We start from the raw sequence: 16,907 nt of genomic DNA on the forward strand, positions 1-16,907 counted from the left end.
CTTACATTAATCAAGAAATGAAGAAAGGTGAATGTGAAAAAGGATAAAAAGAAGGGATTCAAACTATTTTCTGTGAACATAGGCCCGGCATTATGATAGATTAGAAAGATATATAATCACAAAAAGGCCGCTGAATCAGTCATTTCAACGGCCTTACCTTTACTATTCCAAAGAGACAGAAACACATTAATTATGAATATTCAGTTTTTTATTCTCGGGAGTAAACTCGGAAGAGAAAGAATCTTTCTTCGGACGTATTCTTACATAGTAATATAGATAACAAAGAATCATGAAAGGCACTCCGCAGTAAATGGCCATTCTTTGATCTTCAACGAATACCATGCTCACCAAGACAGCTGCGCATAGGAGAAAGCAGAGAATAGGTATAACCGGGTAAAACGGCGTGCGGTATTGTAAGTCTTTGAGTGGTCTTCCTTCTGCAAGAAAACGGCTGCGGAAAAGGTATTGGCAAATAGGAATGGATGCCCACACCACAAGACCGGCCATTCCTGAAATGGATAAGAGCCACACGTACACAGTGTCTTCTGCTACAAAGCTTGACAGCAGGCACAGGCAAGAGATCGCGAGCGTCACGAATAAAGCATTTAACGGCACTCCGCGTTTGCTTAGCTTGCGGAGAGAAGGACTTGCCATCCCATCGCCAGACATGGCCCATAGGATACGCGTTGAAGCATATAGCCCGGAGTTGGCTACGGAGAGCACCGCCGTAAGAATAACGAAGTTCATAATATCGGCTGCATATGGAATACCAACACCATCAAAAACCATCACAAAAGGACTTTCAATTACACCTGCTTTTTGCCATGGAATGAGACTAACGAGCACAATCATCGACAGCACATAAAAAAACATCGTCCGCCATACAGTGTTATTGATTGCTTTAGGAATCGCTTTATGAGGCTCCTTCGTTTCTCCGGCAGTAATTCCTATTAGTTCTGTTCCCTGAAATGAAAAAGTAACGGCAATCATGGTAAGAAATACAGCAGCAAAACCATTCGGAAAGAGTCCACCGTTATCTGTAAAATGAGAAAGACCAGGAGCGGGTTCCGTTCCCTTTATATGAACAAGNACATCTTTCACTGTAGATAGAGAAGGAGTCAATGAAGTTTCCTTCTATTCCGTGGACAAAGCAGGCAACAAGGAAAAAGTACAAACCGTAGAAGTGAAGATTGATAAAACAGCACCGATTACAGTCTCTAACGTTTCTGAAAGATGGAGCAAAGAAGAGGTGCCTGTGAAGTTAACAGCCACAGATGAGTTAAGCGGCACAGCCAAGACCTTCTATTCTATTAACGGTTCAGAATACAAAGAAGGCACATCTTTCACTGTAGATAGAGAAGGAGTCAATGAAGTTTCCTTCTATTCCGTGGACAAAGCAGGCAATAAGGAAGAAGTACAAACGGTAGAAGTGAAAATTGATAAAACAGCACCAGTAACAGCTTCTGATGTACCTGAAACATGGAGTAAAGAAGAGGTGCCTGTGAAATTAACAGCCACTGATAAGTTAAGTGGTGCAGATAAAACTTTCTATTCTGTTAACGGCTCAGAATACAAAGAAGGCGCATCTTTTACTGTAGACAAAGAAGGAGTCAATAAGGTTTCCTTCTATTCTGTGGATAAAGCAGGTAATAAGGAAGAAATACAGTCCGTGGAAGTGAAAATTGATAAAACTAAGCCAGTTGTTTCTTGGGATCTTTCTAGTGAATATGCGTTAGGTGCTTCATTTAATTTAGCTTACACGGCCGAGGATAAAATGTCTGGTGTTGCCAGTGAAACACTGACTTTAAATGGTAAAACGTTAACAAATGGTGAAAAAGTGATCCTTGATCAACCGGGTGCTTATAAAGCCGTCGTTACGGTAACAGATAAAGCCGGCTGGATCACAACATTGGAAAAAACATTTACTGTATACATTCCGGCTACTATTGATGTAAATCCGGGTATTATCAAAGGCAACAGTGGCGTATTTACTGTTCAGGTCACAGTACCAAAAGGCTTTGATACGGCGAAGTTTGATCTTGGCAGCGCTAAAGTGAATGCTGTCTCCGCCAATACAGGAACAAATGGATTAGTTCAGCAGGCAAAGAAAGGGCAATTTAAGTTTGATCGTGAAAACTTTTCTTGGAGTCCTGGTAAAGTAAAAGTCGAGTTCCGAGCCTTGTTGGATGGACAGCTTGTAATTGGCAGTACGACAGTAGAGGCAAAATAAGCTTTAAAGTTTTAAACTGCACCCTAATTGTTAGAGCGTTTCTAACAATTAGGGTGCTTTTTTATAGCTTCACTTACATTAATCAAGAAATGAAGAAAGGTGAATGTGAAAAAGGATAAAAAGAAGGGATTCAAACTATTTTCTGTGAACATAGGCCCGGCATTATGATAGATTAGAAAGATATATAATCACAAAAAGGCCGCTGAATCAGTCATTTCAACGGCCTTACCTTTACTATTCCAAAGAGACAGAAACACATTAATTATGAATATTCAGTTTTTTATTCTCGGGAGTAAACTCGGAAGAGAAAGAATCTTTCTTCGGACGTATTCTTACATAGTAATATAGATAACAAAGAATCATGAAAGGCACTCCGCAGTAAATGGCCATTCTTTGATCTTCAACGAATACCATGCTCACCAAGACAGCTGCGCATAGGAGAAAGCAGAGAATAGGTATAACCGGGTAAAACGGCGTGCGGTATTGTAAGTCTTTGAGTGGTCTTCCTTCTGCAAGAAAACGGCTGCGGAAAAGGTATTGGCAAATAGGAATGGATGCCCACACCACAAGACCGGCCATTCCTGAAATGGATAAGAGCCACACGTACACAGTGTCTTCTGCTACAAAGCTTGACAGCAGGCACAGGCAAGAGATCGCGAGCGTCACGAATAAAGCATTTAACGGCACTCCGCGTTTGCTTAGCTTGCGGAGAGAAGGACTTGCCATCCCATCGCCAGACATGGCCCATAGGATACGCGTTGAAGCATATAGCCCGGAGTTGGCTACGGAGAGCACCGCCGTAAGAATAACGAAGTTCATAATATCGGCTGCATATGGAATACCAACACCATCAAAAACCATCACAAAAGGACTTTCAATTACACCTGCTTTTTGCCATGGAATGAGACTAACGAGCACAATCATCGACAGCACATAAAAAAACATCGTCCGCCATACAGTGTTATTGATTGCTTTAGGAATCGCTTTATGAGGCTCCTTCGTTTCTCCGGCAGTAATTCCTATTAGTTCTGTTCCCTGAAATGAAAAAGTAACGGCAATCATGGTAAGAAATACAGCAGCAAAACCATTCGGAAAGAGTCCACCGTTATCTGTAAAATGAGAAAGACCAGGAGCGGGTTCCGTTCCCTTTATATGAACAAGTCCAAACATGGCTGCCGCGCCTACGATAATAAATAATAAAATGGTCGCCACTTTAATGCTTGAAAGCAGAAACTCCGATTCTGCAAAACTGCGGGTAGAGACGGCATTTAAGAGAAAGAGAACAACGGCAAATACTACACACCATATCCATATCGGCGTGTCTGGAAACCAACGCTTCATCAGCATACCGGATGCTGTAAACTCCACACCGACTGTAACCGACCAGTTTAACCAATACATCCAGCCAATAACAAAGCCAGCGCCGGGCCCAATATATTTGCTTGCGTACACTTGGAAAGAGCCGGCAACGGGCATGGCGATAGCCAACTCCCCTAAGCACAGCATAACGAGGTATACGAGAAATCCTCCTACAAGGTAAGCCAGAACCGCGCCTCCCGGTCCAGCTTGATTGATCGTATAGCCAGAGCCTAAGAAAAGCCCTGTGCCAATAACTCCTCCCAAAGAGATCATGAATAAATGTCTGCTTGTCATTGTTCTTTGCAGACCGGCAGGGGTATGATTATTATCCTCTTTCATACACATTTCTCCTTTTAATATAGTTTAGTTTTAAGAGGGTGGACATGCCAACTTTCATTAAGAAAAGGGAAATAGTATAAGTGAAACACATCTTGGTGTAATCGCTTCCATTTTTCTAGGGCTTTCTTTTTTCCTTTGGCCAATTTCCTAACAAACTAAATAATAATTAATAGAATATTTTTTAATAAATGAAAAAAGAGTCCGTATTTCCCTGAATCACCTCCGAGGGGTTATGGAATGTATTGCATTCTCTAGTTATACATGATTTTCTGAAAAACTTGCTGATTTTTGGAGATACAAGTAAAAAATATACACAATATCATAAAAGATTTTACCTGCCTAGAAAGATGGTTTATTCGATAAATATGAGGTATTCCCTATGTTCAGCAAGAAAGACCTATCTGTATTATATCGTATGGACCAGAAGTTTAACATTTTCTACAAAAAATGAACTAAGGGGGAGATTATCTAATCTCATGACCCTCCGCACACCCTCTTTATCGTTAAGAATACTATGCAGTAAAACGAGAGAAGGATGAGAAAAGGTGCCTAATGCATGACCAGTTACAATTCAAACAATTGGTTTAAATATCGGACCAAATAAAACAGTTTTCTACCCCCAAAGTTACCGGTATGAAAAATAAAGGGGTTGAAAAAGCAATAAATCGCACTATTGTTTATTAAACTCAGCAGCTAATCAACCTGCAAGTTGGAAATATGTCGACAATCGTTGAAGAAATGAAAGGTTCCTATGAGATTAAGAATAATCAGCGTGAAGTTTTAAGCTTAGCGCTCTCCAATTATACGTATCACGCTCATGCGACTCATGGAATGACCTATATCAAGTCTTCTACGTTTAATTGGCAAAACGGAAAGCTTTATCAGCTTAAAGACTTATTTGAGGCTGGAAGTGATTACGTGAAAAGACTGTCGGATTTAGTCCGTGTACAAATTCATCAGCGTGATACCCCGTTTCTAAACGGTTTTACAGCTATTCAGCCTATATTGCCGACAAAGCGCTTGTCATCTACTTTCAGCTTTATGAGATTACTCCATATGTTTTTGGTTTTCCGATGTTTCTGATTTCCGTTTATAATTTGCAGGATATCATTGATGAAAATGGCCTGCTGGGACGAATGGCGGCGAATAATTGACGCAAAAAAGGGCCGGATTTTTTCGGCCCTTTCAACTATTTAGCAAAGAAATTTTCCGTAAAGTAAGGCTGTGCTTCCTCGTTAAACGCGACTCCGACACCTAAAAAGCGGTATTCAGGCCGCAGGATGTTTTCCCGATGGCCGAGAGAATTCATCAAGCCTTCATGGGCAAAAATGCTGCTGAACTGCCCGTAGGCTAAATTTTCTCCAGCTGATGTGAAGAAGACGTGATCAGCCTTCATCCGGTCAAAGGGGGACTGGCCTCGAAGATTCGTATGGGAAAAATAATGTTGCTTCGCCATATCTGCGCTATGCTTTCTTGCCGTTCCTTTTACTTGATCATCCCATTTCAATACTGGCAGGTGATGATTTACCCGGGCAGCGTTCGTTAAATCAAATAACTGATATTCAAACCCTTCTTTTAACGGCGCACTCCCTTGTGCGTAAAAGGAAGATTTTTCTTGTTCTAACTCTTTGCTGATGATTTGAATAGCTGTCACAGTGTTCTGTTCATGCTTATCATAAAAAATGGTGACGTAGCTGTTATCCATCATAAATACATCGTAATCTTCTTTTTCTTGAAATTTCATATAGACCAAGCCTTTGCGCATTTGACTCAGGGGCTCTCCAAGTTTCTGAAGAACGGTTTCTTTCGGGCTGCCGAGTTTAATGCCGCTTGCGGAAGCGATGAGATCCTGGTTTGTATAAAGACCGGCTACCTTGTTGTGCTCATCATAAGCCACCATCAGAAAATTTTGATAGTCCTGATGATACGTGTGCCACCGCACTCCATACTCGTTATAGGAAGAGCGTTTAGGAGCACCGAGCATGTTCTCAACCTTTTCTTTGCTATCTGAAAGTTCGATATTGTGAATGGAAAACGCCTGAGCTTCAGGTTTTATTAAATCTGGCTTTTCTACTTTTGCTGCTTCTTGTTCGGTGGCTGTATCACTTGAGTGAATGAACTGCTGCAGGGTGGCAGAAAGACTGGTAATCGCTTCAGACACATAAGGGTTTTCTGTAAAAGAGAGCATTTTCTCCATAAACGGAGAAGCATCAGGTTCACCAATTTGTTTTTCAATAGAAGGCCAAGAGACAAATAAAATAAATAAAACGATGATTGTATAAAAAAAGCTCTTCAAGCAGATAGCTTCCTTTCTAACATAGGCTGATTTAATTATAGGATTCTAGTGCTGATTTTTACAATAAAATACACCTTCCAATTTTAAGCTCTCTTTCCACTAAGAGAAAACAGGAAAAGATATCGGATGTAAGGATGTGAGCATTATATCGGATTGTTTCTCTTCCACTGTTAAACTCCCTCCCAATCAACCGATATAAATACTGGAGAAGATAATATAATGATCGTTACATACTAATTATTCAAATTAGCAGATTAAACATATAAGGAGTGGAGACAAATGGTTCGAATCGGCGGATTGGCAAGTGGAATGGATATCGACCAAATGGTAAAAGACCTCATGAAAGCAGAACGAATGCCGCTTAATAAAATAAAGCAAAAAAAGCAAGTATTGGAATGGCAGCGTGATGACTACCGGGCAATGAATCTATTGCTTCAGGACTTTCGATCAGAGCTGACACAAATGAAGCTAACGACCAAATATCGGGCGAGAACAACAGCATCGACTGATGAGGCGAGAGTTACGGCGACTGCGAGCAGTGCGGCGAGTCAATCTTCATATTCTATTGAGAAGGTAGAACAGCTGGCGAGTGCTGCTACGAGAACGAGTAAAGAGTCCGTTTTAGCAAACTCCACTGATAAGATTGATCCTTCTCAAAGCCTGCGCAGCCAACAATCCAAAATTAAGGATGGGGGCAGTTTTGGTTGGTCACAAGGAGTTGTTGATCGAGCTGTCTTAGTAGCCGACGGTACAAGCAACCCAATTGCGATTGGACTTAAAACAGGAGAAGAGATTTCCACCACTGCTCTAAGTGAGATGACTGTAAAGGTGGATGGGAAAGTTTTCAATGTTGTAGGAGAGGGCGCAACACTTGGTGACAATGATGTAAGTCTGAGTAAAGATGGGAAGTTGACATTTAAGACAGTTCCTCCAAAAGATGCAAGCATTAAAGTAGACTATGTTATTAAACAAAAGGTAGATACTAAAACCTTTACCGAGGCGGGCAAGGAGATGCAGCTTTCTAAAGCGGGAATTACCGTCGATCAAACATTCTCTTTAAAGGTAACATCAGGGACAGATATAAACTTTTATAAGCTTGACCCCGCTTCCCTAGATGTTGACAAAGGAACTGTAAAGTTAGTTGATAAGGATACCAATGATGTTAAGGGTGAAATAAACCTTAATACAGGCAAAATAAGTTTTATAGATGAGCAGGCGAAGGACACGATCGCAGAGGTAACGTATACACAGGAGTACTCTGCTTTTAGTATTACTTCCCAAACGTCCAAGGGAGAGGTAAAAGAAAATTTTTTAATTAACTCTGCTGAATCAATGAATCAAATCGTCAATAAGGTAAACAGCTCAAACGCCGGAGTTTCTATGTTCTTCGATACGTTCACTGGAAACGTTTCATTAACCCGAACAGAAACGGGTAAGTTTGGAAACACGACAGGAATGGAAATTCAAACGGATGGGGATTTTATGTCCAAAATATTGAAATTTTCCGATGATCCATCATTAGAAAAAGGCGGACAAAACGCCGTGTTTACTATAAATGGCTTATCAACCGAAAGGAATTCCAATACTTTCCAAATGAATGGGGTCACATTTACGCTAAAACAAGAATTTAAGACTGGCCCAACTGTCAGCGTCTCCATTAACAATGACAGCAGCAAAGTCTTCGACAACATCAAAGAATTCGTCAACAAATACAACGAACTCATCGATAAAATCCAGAAGAAAACGGGTGAAGAGAGATACCGCAGCTACACGCCGCTGAGCGATGAGCAACGAGAGCAGCTGTCCGATAAGCAGCAGGAGCTATGGGAAGAAAAAGCCAAAAGCGGTCTCTTGCGCCGTGATCCGTTGCTTGGAAGTGTCTTGAACAACATGCGAATGAACTTTTCCCAGCCGGTTACGAATGACAAAGTGTCTGGATTATTTAATCAGATGACGAAGCTCGGCATTACGACATCCGCGAACTATTTAGAAGGCGGGAAGCTGGAAATCAGTGAAACGAAACTCCGCAAGGCCATTGAAGAAGATCCAGAATCTATTGAAAACTTTTTCCGTGGTGACGGTACGACAGATGGGCAAAGAGGAATTATGCAGCGCTTGTATGATACGGTGAAAGGAACGATGGATCAGCTGAAAGAAAAAGCGGGGGGGCCTCTCTCAACACCGCAGCAGTTCGCCATCGGCCGGACGCTTAAAGGACTGGATACTAGTATTGATAGCTTTGAAAAGCGGCTTGTTCAAGTGGAAGATCGTTACTGGCGCCAGTTTACTGCCATGGAGAAGGCGATTCAGCGCTCTAACCAACAATCGATGTATTTAATGAACCAGTTCAGCAGCGGCCAGTAAGATTTTGAGACGGGAATTAGGTGAACCTATTGGGAAAGCAACAGTTAACAGAAGAGCAGTTTAGCTTCGTGCAACAGTATGTAGATCTGCTGATGACGATTGAAGAAGGCTTTGTGTATGTTATCAACAGCTTCAAAGATTATAGTAAAACAGAAAGCGATCAAATGTTATCTGATATCTTCGCGGCTCTTTATCAGGTGGCGAATGTGAATGAGACGCTGCAAAGCATTTTTGCAGACGACATTCAAGAGGTTATTGGTAGATTCGAAACAGTCGCTGAGCAGGCTTCCAAGCTCGAGGGGTATTTCAATGATCAGCAGATGAAAGAGAAAGTCATAAAGGAGTCGTTATACCCGGCGTTTCATGCATGGGCGCAGGAAATGGAAAGAGTATTAGCCCCTTATGTGAGAATATAACATAGCTGTGCTGCTTTAAAAGGTGGTGGATGACAGGCTTTTGGAGCAGCACTTTTTTGAATTATAATCTGTGTACACCAAACGATGGAAGCTTGTATTTCTATTGGCTCCGTTAAAAGGGAATGTTATTTTTTCAATAGTCGATTGTAGTGGAAGGCGGCGACTCCTCCATCATGCATGCGCATGATGTCGTGCGGTGAGAATTCAAGGATGTGATTAAATGTCCATCGGGAAAAGCGTGTCCTGGGTGAGACCCCGTAGGAGCGCACGCGACGAGGAGGCTCACGGACCGCCCGCGGAAAGCGTCCGCCTGCAGTGAAAATCGACAACCAATTATCACAGAGCCTTTTTAGTAAGAAGGAATCCGAAAAAACAATGGATTCCTTCATTTTTTTTTCTATCGTTAATATATTAGTGATAAGCGCCGAAAACGGCCTGGCGCCTCTAGACGTTTATCACATTTATGCGGTTGCTTCATACTGTACTAGTAGAATAGATTTCAAAAGGGATGGGATCAATGCCAGCGATCGTAGGGGCGGTAAAGGTAATTAGTATCGGAAGCAGCAGTGTTTTTAATATTGGTGATGTGTATGCGATTTCTCCGTCCAGCACAGCCAAGACCTTTGCCGGGGCGGGTTCCTTCAATACAGGTGATGGCATGAGGGTAAGAAATGAGTACAGCTCAACGAATACGTATGATGCCGATGCGGCCGATTCCAATATTCAGTCCGTTATGTAAGAGTGCTCTTATAAGGGGGAGAGGGCGTGAACTTTCACATCAATCAAAACATTGTCATCCACAACTTAAAAATTGATGCGATTTCCAACTCTTCTTTTTTGCAAATTGGGAGTGCTGGGATTATTAAGGCGTTGTCCAATCTCTACAACACAGGGGGATTTACTGAACCGGCTCCACAAATCGGTCCACAGGCAGGCACACCGGGGCGGCGGCCTTTCTTTGTTCCGCTTACTCCCCCGACTCGTTCCTAAAACGATCCACCAACTTTGGCTGTAAGGAGGAGATAATATGTATTTTAATTATTCTCATATGATACATAATCTCCAACAAATGCACGAACAGATAAACTCCCAGCAGCAAAGAATTGCTCAGCTGGAAGCGAATGTTCAAAAGCTCCAGCAAGAGATTCAATCATTAAAAAAAAATCAGTCCTCCAACATTGAAAGGGTTGAATATAAATTCGATCAATTAAAAGTGGAAAGGCTGGAGGGAACATTAAATATCGGCATTACCCCGCACAATGGAGGCGGATCAATCGAGGACTTTTCCGTTGAGCAAAATGACCTATCGGTGCCGCCTATGGATCCGCAGCAGCGACTGTTGTTGTTCGGAAATGTTCAGCGGCAGGTTCAGGATTATTTAAATGGGGAGTGCTACCCTGCTCTACAGGCGATCGAGCAGCAAAAAAATCAGCCGATAAATCCAGATTACCGGCAATACATCATTGATGATATTAAAAGACAAATTGATTCGCGCATTCATTATTATTTGAATCAAATTAATATGAGCCCTATAGGGGAAGAGCAGTTCGCAGAGATTGAGGGCAGGACAGTTAATAAAGTAAAGGAAGACATTCATAAAACATACGATGAATTTATTACAAAATTGCCTAAGGAAGGGGGCTTTTTGACATGAATTTTACGGTTGTTAACAAAAATATTTGTGTAGATAACTTAGCCATCGAAGCCGTGGCGAGCTCTTCTATTGTTTTAGTGGGGGACACGGATGCGATTACGCTGTCGTCGATGTTTGATACACCGCCTGAATCTTTTATTGTCGGGCCTTTGGTTCCTCTTTCCCCTGAGTAGGAGGTGTTCCATTGTTTAAAAGAACATCCATTGTTCAAGATACCCGCGTCGTTACGGTAGCCGACAGTTCGGTCTTTGAAATTGGCGATTCAGCTACTATGACGTTACGGAATAACGTATTAGCTGTTCAGCGCCAGGCAGAGATCTTTTTCGGGAATGAAGGCAATCTCAACGATTATCCGATTTTTTCAAGACCAAGATTGATACCGCTAATAGATGAGAATCTGACGGTGACGAGGTACAATCTCTCTCCTTTCATCCGGGTGAATCATATTAGTATAGTGGGGGTCGCTTCATCGAGTGTGCTGCACATCGGATCAACAGGCATCATAGATGCGGAATCGAGAATTAAGCATATTAGACAGTTGCTACACACATAAAGCCGGCAATGGTTAGTGTGAAGCAAAAGAATCCAGATTGAAAAGGGTGTTCATATGCCTTCCATAGTGACGGGACCATTTAAAGTCAATACGAATAGCGGAATAATGAATTTTGGCGATACATTAAACATTGCCCCGAAAAGCATATTCAAACAGGTGAACGGAGCAGGAGGAACCAATACCGGGGACTTTGTTACGACGAATAACGGGATCAGCATAAGTAGTGCGATAGATCCCGATGTAGCGGATCAAACACAAGCTGGTAATTTATAAATATCGCTCTCATTAACTCATAAAAAGTGGTGAATATGGATGGATAACTACTTTGATGGATGGGATTCTTTATTTAAAAAGTTCTTTGACGGGGAAGTGGAAGAAAAGTTTAGTCAGTATTTTAAAGGAACGGAAAACCAGCTGCGCATGAACTTATATGAATCGAAAGATGAGCTAATGTGTTTGTTTCTGCTGCCGGGCGTCAAAAAAGTAGAAGATATCCGTTTGATTGTAAACGAGAAGATGCTGGAGGTCAGCTGTGATATTCGCTTTAAAGAAGGTGAGTTTCGCGTTATTCAAGAGGAGTTTAAAGAAGGAAGCTTTACACGTGTAGTGAACCTGCCTTTTTCTGTGAAAACTGACCAGATTAACGCTTCCTATAAAAAAGGCCTGCTCGCTGTCCGGTTAGTTAGACTTATGCCGATTGGCAGCAGCCAAAGTATTTTAATTAAAGAAGAGGAATGAAGTTGTATAAACGGGTCTTAAAGTGCTGCTTTTAAAGCAGTGCTTTTTTGTTTGCTACAATTGAAATAAATAACATGGGTTTCGCTCATAAACTCTATGACTCCGCTCGTATTCAACAAAGGTTCGCTCACATTCGACAAGAACTCGCTCACAAATCATGCGTTACGCTCATAAACGACAAAAGAGCGCTCACAAATCCATCATACAAGAAAAAAGCGTGCTGCTTTGAACGGGTATCAAGACAGCACGCTTTATTAGTTTTTAATATTTAAAGACAGAAATAAGCTCTTTTAATTCTTCCGCCATGGAGGATAAGGCTTGTGCGGAGGCCGAGATTTCTTCCATAGAAGCTAATTGTTCCTCGGTCGATGCGGCGACTTCCTCTGACGTCGCTGCATTGCCCTTTGCAATGATGGCTAATTCAGTCGTAACCTCAGTGACCTCTTGAACAGCTGCGGCCATTTGTTGGGCTGTAGCCGATACCTCCTCCATTTGCGGAGTGATCTCTCTCGTGCTTTGAAGGATCCGTTTAAACTTTTTGATCGCTTCATTTGAAATATCTACACCGGTTTGCACGTCGTTTGTTACACGGGACATGACTTGTACGGAGTTTTCTGTATCCTTTTGAATGCCTTGAACGATATCGAAAATTTCTTTTACTGACTGTTGGGATTGTTCGGCTAGCTTGCGGACTTCATCCGCTACAACCGCGAACCCTTTGCCATGTTCGCCAGCTCTTGCTGCTTCAATGGCTGCGTTGAGAGCGAGCAAGTTAGTTTGCTCGGCAATTCCGGTGATCGCATCTAAAATAGAGCTGACTTCTTTGGAACGTTCATATAAAGATTGAATCATCGTATTGGATTCCGCAACCGACTGATGAATAGAATGCATTTGTTTGACAGTATTGCCAAGAGCCTCGCCGCCTTCTTCTGCTTGAGTCGTTGTATGCTGGGCGAGATCAGACACTTTGACAGAACGGTCGGCAATTTGAGTCGTTCCTTGTGCTACTTCATTTAAGGAGCGGGCGGTCTGGTCAATGCCGGCTGTTTGCTTTTCTGCTCCGCCGGCGACTTCCTGGACCGACACGGCGACTTGTTCTGTCGCGGCACTCGTTTGTTCGGCACTTGCTGTTAATTCTTGTGAAGCCGCTGCGACTTGTTCTGCGTTATATTCAATTTTTTGAACGAGCCGTTTGATGTTCTCCTGCATATCGTTAAAGGCCTGTGCCAATTGTCCAATTTCATCGTTTGTCTCGATGTTAACCTGTTCTGTTAAGTTGCCTTTGCTTACGGTGATCGCTTGCTCTTTTAGTTCTCTAAGCGGTTTGATAATCGATTTAATAATGAAGAAAACAATGGCAGCACCTGCTAGTATGGAGAGCAAAATGACAAATAAGGTCTTTTTGAAAATAGGAGAAGCCACTGCGGTGACCTCTGAATATTTCACCGTTCCACCTATTTTCCAGCCAGTCAATTCATTCGTCGCAAAGCTCATGATTTTTTTATTGCCTTTGTCCTCGTATTCGAGCTGCCCCTTATTCTTGTCGTACATCTTTTGGTAGAATGCGCCCTTGACCTGTTCTCCCGCTTTAACAGAAGGATGAACAATGGCGGTCTGGTCTTTATCTAAAAGAAAGGCATAGCCTTCTTCGCCGATTTTCACCTGCTTAATAAGTCCCTGGATATAATTTAAGCTAATATCGACGCCAACAACGCCTGATCCATCTTCTGTCGCTTTGGAAACTGTGACGACCATGTCGCCTGTTGTGACATCAGGATAAGGCTTGGAGACAACCGTTTCACCTTTTTTATTCATCGATTCTTTGTACCAATCTCTTGTCCGCGGATCATAAGTGGACGTATCGGTAATTACCGGTTCCTCGATGAATAGTCCCGTATTGGTGCCGACATAGATGCTATAAACCTCCGGGTGCAGCTTGGAATACTGCGCTAGCTTTTGACGCAGCTCTGGGCTCTTCTCGCCTTTATAAGAGGAGAGTGCGACACTTTTAGAAAAAGTCTCAATGTCATGGATTTTCGCTTGGATCGTGTTATCAATGGACGTGTTCAGCAAGTTGATGCTATCGGAGAAGCCGGCCATCATCTCATGCTCTACTGCCTTTTTGGCTGTCCCATAGGAAAGAGCTCCGATTATAAGTGCGGGAATAATCAAGATAAAGGAAAAAGATAAAATTAATTTTGGCCTTATATTTTTGAAATATGTAAAGCTGCTTCCCATCAAAAAAACCTCTTTTCTGTAATCGTTCTTCTTTGGCTGTTTGGAATGAAAAGGTTTCAACCATATAGAGACAATTGTATGTATCGGTAAACAATGCAAAATTTTAATATGAACCTGCTAAAAAAATTTGTATGTAAATAGTCAAATAAATTAGATATTTCTTGCTCATAAGCTTTAAAGTTTTTATTCTAAGAGGCAGTGAAGAATATGGAATTAAATTAATTTTAAGTAAAATTATATCTTTTATTATGGTATTATTTTAATAGGTCTTTTGAATTGAAAAAACATCTTGAGGGGGAGCACGATGAAAAAACGATTAGCCGTCCTGTTAACTTTTCTCCTGAGTCTAGCTTGCTTGCCAGTTTATTCGCCACAGGCAGCAGTGAGTGGTCCGGGATCTTATACAGTAAAGGTGGATACACAGCTTAATGTGCGGGAAAAGCCAAACCAAAAGGCAAAAGTAATAGGCATATTGAAAAAAGGGACGAGGGTGTATGTATATAGTACAGAGCCTGGAGGATGGGCCAAGCTTAAATACAACAATAGAGCAGGCTATGTAGCTTCTACTTACCTAGTGCCTATAGCGAATGCAACAGGTACATTCAAAAAAGAAGCTATTGTAATGGCCTCTCCCACTCTCAGCGTTCGGGCAACCCCAAGCCAGCAGGCAAAAGTGATGGGGAAACTCAAAAAAGGAACAATTGCTTCTGTCTATGCAACTGATACGGAAGGCTGGTCAGAAATTAGATATAATGGCAAGAAAGCTTACGTAACAACTGCTCATCTGAAATTTAAAAGCCGATTAACATTGAAGGAAGCGGAACAATTGATTTTGAGTAGTGAACCATCTCCGGACAAAGAAATTAAAATGAGCTATTATGAAGGGGAGCGCGACGTTTACCGGGCAAAGGTAGGATTTAAAGGGACGCCGTATGGCTATTACTTTTTAATCGTTGATCCAGATAACGGAGCAATGAAGACGGATTAAGAGAATCTTGGAGTAAAAAAGAGAAGTGCCTTTAGGCACTTCTCTTTTCGTTCTGTCATGAACAGAGAATACACTCAAGCTTATTCCTTCCATTGTTCCTTCCAATTCGACACTTCCTTGTCGATGTTGTTTTTGGCTTCCTCCAATTCCTGCTTTTTCGTTTCATATACTTTCGTAAAGTGATCGTTGCGCAGCTCGTTCATGTCTTCAGCAAGAGCAAGGGTCTCTTCTTTGGTTTTGTCGTTGATCAGTTGATGGTTGGATAAAAAGTAAACAGCATTCGCAATCCGATTTTTTTCGTAGTTGCTTAAATCGATTAAGTGCATCTTGTAACCGGTTAGCTCGCCCGTTTTATCGACATATTCATTGAGTGGCACGCCTTGCTTCCCGACGATTTCAAAAATAGAAGGGCGCCATTTTTTGATCATTTGTTTTTCGAGTTCGTCTTTCGTTTTAACGGTGGCATATGCACCGCCGCCTGCTTCGGCTACGGCTTTCAACTGTTTTTGGCCGAGATCATCAACATCAAATCCAATAATATGTACCTTTGCTTGAATAGCTTGATCCTGTAGTTTCTTGGCGGCCGCCACAGGATCACCGTCACAGGTTTCTATGCCGTCACTAACGACATACACGCTGTTGACATATTCATCAGCAGAGTAGGCGGAAAGAATCTCTGCGGCTTTATTGATGGCTCCAGCAAGTGGGGTCCATCCGCTTGCTTGAAAGGAGTCCGTCGCTTTTTGAAAGGCCCCTTTTTCATATGCTGCCAGCGGAAATACAGATTCAATGGCTTGGCATGACTTCGCTTTATCAGCATCACTTCCAGTTCCGACATGTCCATAGACGAGCAGGGACACGTTTGTTCCTTCTGGCAGTTCAGAAACGAATTGTTGAATCGCTTCTTTCGCTAAATCCATTTTTACTCCGCCCGGCACTGCGGCTTTCATGCTGCCGCTCGCATCTACTAAGGCGATGACATTTGCCTGCTTTGGCTTCTTCTCGGCTTGATCTTCTCCGGTAGGCAAGTCAGGTGCTTGAAAGCCATGGCTAAAGGTGGAAAGGGGCTGGTAAAATCGTTCATATTGTCCTGATCCTAATGTGTAGACGAGATAGTCATATACTTCATTAGCGGTTGGCTGCTTGTGCTTTTCAAAGTAGCTGCTAACTTCTTTCTCCATAATAGGCTCGAACGTCTCGTTGTAAAAATTGCGATATTTAAACCAGTCGATCGTTTTGACCGCTTCGATCTTTTTATCAAAATGCTTCTCCATTAACCATCCAGCTTTTTGGGTAATCATGCCCTCAACTGTTCTAGCAGCTTTAGGAATTTTTTTAACCGGTTCAGCCTTTGCTGTCGTTTTCGGCTCATCAGCCTCGACAGTCTTCGAATTATCAGAACAAGCCGCAAGGAGCAGCAAGCAAACCACCCAGATAAGCAGACAGCTTTGTCTCGATATCGATTTCCTCATCTTTTTCCTCCTAGAAATGTTTATAGTTTCTATTATGACAAATGGAGGTGAGGGAAACTAGATGAAAAAGGAAACTATTAGGAGGTGGATGAGTATCTTTTATATGCGTCTTTAGTCTAGTGAAAGGACCGTGTAGGTTGGTGTTTTTCTTACAAAATAGATGCTATTATACTTGGATTCCTTCCCCTACAATCAATAGTAAAAAACTGTTCCTCTCTTTTGTTGTGGTAAGATAGAACTACTTACTAACAAATAGATAA

18 protein-coding genes are annotated in these 16,907 nt (G+C 42.0%); 13 read left to right on the plus strand and 5 right to left on the minus strand.

Annotated features, from left to right (window positions below):
- Positions 1–186: 186 nt before the first annotated feature.
- Positions 187–1,101, minus strand: a complete 915-nt coding sequence (locus tag A8F95_RS09840; protein WP_245671226.1) for an amino acid permease — start codon at positions 1,099–1,101, stop codon at positions 187–189.
- 40 nt (positions 1,102–1,141) lie between these two features.
- Here A8F95_RS09840 and A8F95_RS09845 point away from each other — a divergent pair, with 40 nt between their 5' ends.
- The gene (locus A8F95_RS09845; RefSeq protein WP_065410344.1) at positions 1,142–2,230 is read left to right on the plus strand and encodes an OmpL47-type beta-barrel domain-containing protein; all 1,089 of its coding nucleotides are present in this window, start codon (positions 1,142–1,144) and stop codon (positions 2,228–2,230) included.
- A gap of 258 nt (positions 2,231–2,488) precedes the next feature.
- Here the strand turns inward: A8F95_RS09845 and A8F95_RS09850 are convergent, their stop codons facing one another.
- Complete coding sequence (locus A8F95_RS09850; RefSeq protein WP_065410345.1) at positions 2,489–3,928, minus strand: amino acid permease; 1,440 nt, start codon at positions 3,926–3,928, stop codon at positions 2,489–2,491.
- 717 nt (positions 3,929–4,645) lie between these two features.
- Here A8F95_RS09850 and A8F95_RS23320 point away from each other — a divergent pair.
- Both A8F95_RS23320 and A8F95_RS23325 read left to right on the plus strand, forming a co-directional pair.
- Complete coding sequence (locus A8F95_RS23320; protein ID WP_342669951.1) at positions 4,646–5,011, plus strand: polysaccharide deacetylase family protein; 366 nt, start codon at positions 4,646–4,648, stop codon at positions 5,009–5,011.
- Complete coding sequence (locus A8F95_RS23325) at positions 4,954–5,082, plus strand: hypothetical protein (RefSeq protein WP_342669952.1); 129 nt, start codon at positions 4,954–4,956, stop codon at positions 5,080–5,082. The genes A8F95_RS23320 and A8F95_RS23325 overlap by 58 nt, the downstream gene beginning before the upstream one ends.
- Positions 5,083–5,117: 35 nt before the next feature.
- On the opposite strand, the gene A8F95_RS09860 is transcribed toward A8F95_RS23325, so the two are convergent.
- Complete coding sequence (locus A8F95_RS09860; protein ID WP_065410346.1) at positions 5,118–6,224, minus strand: CAP domain-containing protein; 1,107 nt, start codon at positions 6,222–6,224, stop codon at positions 5,118–5,120.
- Positions 6,225–6,503: 279 nt separating this feature from the next.
- On the opposite strand from A8F95_RS09860, the gene fliD reads away from it, so the two are divergent.
- The 9 genes from fliD (at position 6,504) to A8F95_RS09905 (ending at position 11,949) form a co-directional block, all read left to right on the plus strand.
- Positions 6,504–8,588 (plus strand): flagellar filament capping protein FliD, encoded by a 2,085-nt coding sequence (fliD, locus tag A8F95_RS09865; protein WP_065410347.1) that lies wholly within the window; start codon positions 6,504–6,506, stop codon positions 8,586–8,588.
- A 29-nt stretch (positions 8,589–8,617) separates the two neighbouring features.
- Positions 8,618–9,004, plus strand: a complete 387-nt coding sequence (locus tag A8F95_RS09870; protein WP_077247301.1) for a DUF8042 domain-containing protein — start codon at positions 8,618–8,620, stop codon at positions 9,002–9,004.
- A 517-nt stretch (positions 9,005–9,521) separates the two neighbouring features.
- The gene (locus A8F95_RS09875; RefSeq protein WP_049664875.1) at positions 9,522–9,743 is read left to right on the plus strand and encodes a spore germination protein; all 222 of its coding nucleotides are present in this window, start codon (positions 9,522–9,524) and stop codon (positions 9,741–9,743) included.
- Between the two features lie 26 nt (positions 9,744–9,769).
- Entirely contained in the window at positions 9,770–9,994 is a 225-nt protein-coding gene (locus A8F95_RS09880; RefSeq protein ID WP_065410348.1) for a spore germination protein GerPB, read from the plus strand.
- Positions 9,995–10,031: 37 nt separating this feature from the next.
- Positions 10,032–10,658: a spore germination protein GerPC gene (gene gerPC / locus A8F95_RS09885; RefSeq protein ID WP_065410349.1), complete on the plus strand. Its 627-nt coding sequence runs from the start codon at positions 10,032–10,034 to the stop codon at positions 10,656–10,658.
- Positions 10,655–10,831 (plus strand): spore gernimation protein GerPD, encoded by a 177-nt coding sequence (locus tag A8F95_RS09890; RefSeq protein WP_065410350.1) that lies wholly within the window; start codon positions 10,655–10,657, stop codon positions 10,829–10,831. The genes gerPC and A8F95_RS09890 overlap by 4 nt, the downstream gene beginning before the upstream one ends.
- 11 nt (positions 10,832–10,842) lie before the next feature.
- Positions 10,843–11,211 carry a spore germination protein GerPE gene (locus A8F95_RS09895; RefSeq protein ID WP_065410351.1) on the plus strand — a complete coding sequence of 123 codons (369 nt, stop codon included), beginning with the start codon at positions 10,843–10,845 and terminating at the stop codon, positions 11,209–11,211.
- 54 nt (positions 11,212–11,265) lie between these two features.
- Positions 11,266–11,484, plus strand: coding sequence for a spore germination protein (locus tag A8F95_RS09900; RefSeq protein WP_065410352.1), 219 nt, complete (start codon positions 11,266–11,268; stop codon positions 11,482–11,484).
- Between the two features lie 39 nt (positions 11,485–11,523).
- The gene (locus A8F95_RS09905; RefSeq protein ID WP_065410353.1) at positions 11,524–11,949 is read left to right on the plus strand and encodes an Hsp20/alpha crystallin family protein; all 426 of its coding nucleotides are present in this window, start codon (positions 11,524–11,526) and stop codon (positions 11,947–11,949) included.
- Between the two features lie 261 nt (positions 11,950–12,210).
- Here A8F95_RS09905 and A8F95_RS09910 read toward each other — a convergent pair whose 3' ends face one another.
- Positions 12,211–14,187 (minus strand): methyl-accepting chemotaxis protein, encoded by a 1,977-nt coding sequence (locus A8F95_RS09910; protein WP_065410354.1) that lies wholly within the window; start codon positions 14,185–14,187, stop codon positions 12,211–12,213.
- A gap of 304 nt (positions 14,188–14,491) precedes the next feature.
- Between A8F95_RS09910 and A8F95_RS09915 the strand changes: the two genes are divergently transcribed.
- Positions 14,492–15,175, plus strand: coding sequence for an SH3 domain-containing protein (locus A8F95_RS09915; RefSeq protein WP_065410355.1), 684 nt, complete (start codon positions 14,492–14,494; stop codon positions 15,173–15,175).
- An 80-nt stretch (positions 15,176–15,255) separates the two neighbouring features.
- Here the strand turns inward: A8F95_RS09915 and A8F95_RS09920 are convergent, their stop codons facing one another.
- On the minus strand, positions 15,256–16,647 hold the full coding sequence (locus tag A8F95_RS09920; RefSeq protein ID WP_077247302.1) for a vWA domain-containing protein: 1,392 nt from the start codon (positions 16,645–16,647) through the stop codon (positions 15,256–15,258).
- Positions 16,648–16,907 lie beyond the last annotated feature (260 nt).

Origin of the sequence: Pseudobacillus wudalianchiensis (genome assembly GCF_001685015.1) — a bacterium.
Lineage (GTDB): Bacteria > Bacillota > Bacilli > Bacillales > Domibacillaceae > Pseudobacillus > Pseudobacillus wudalianchiensis.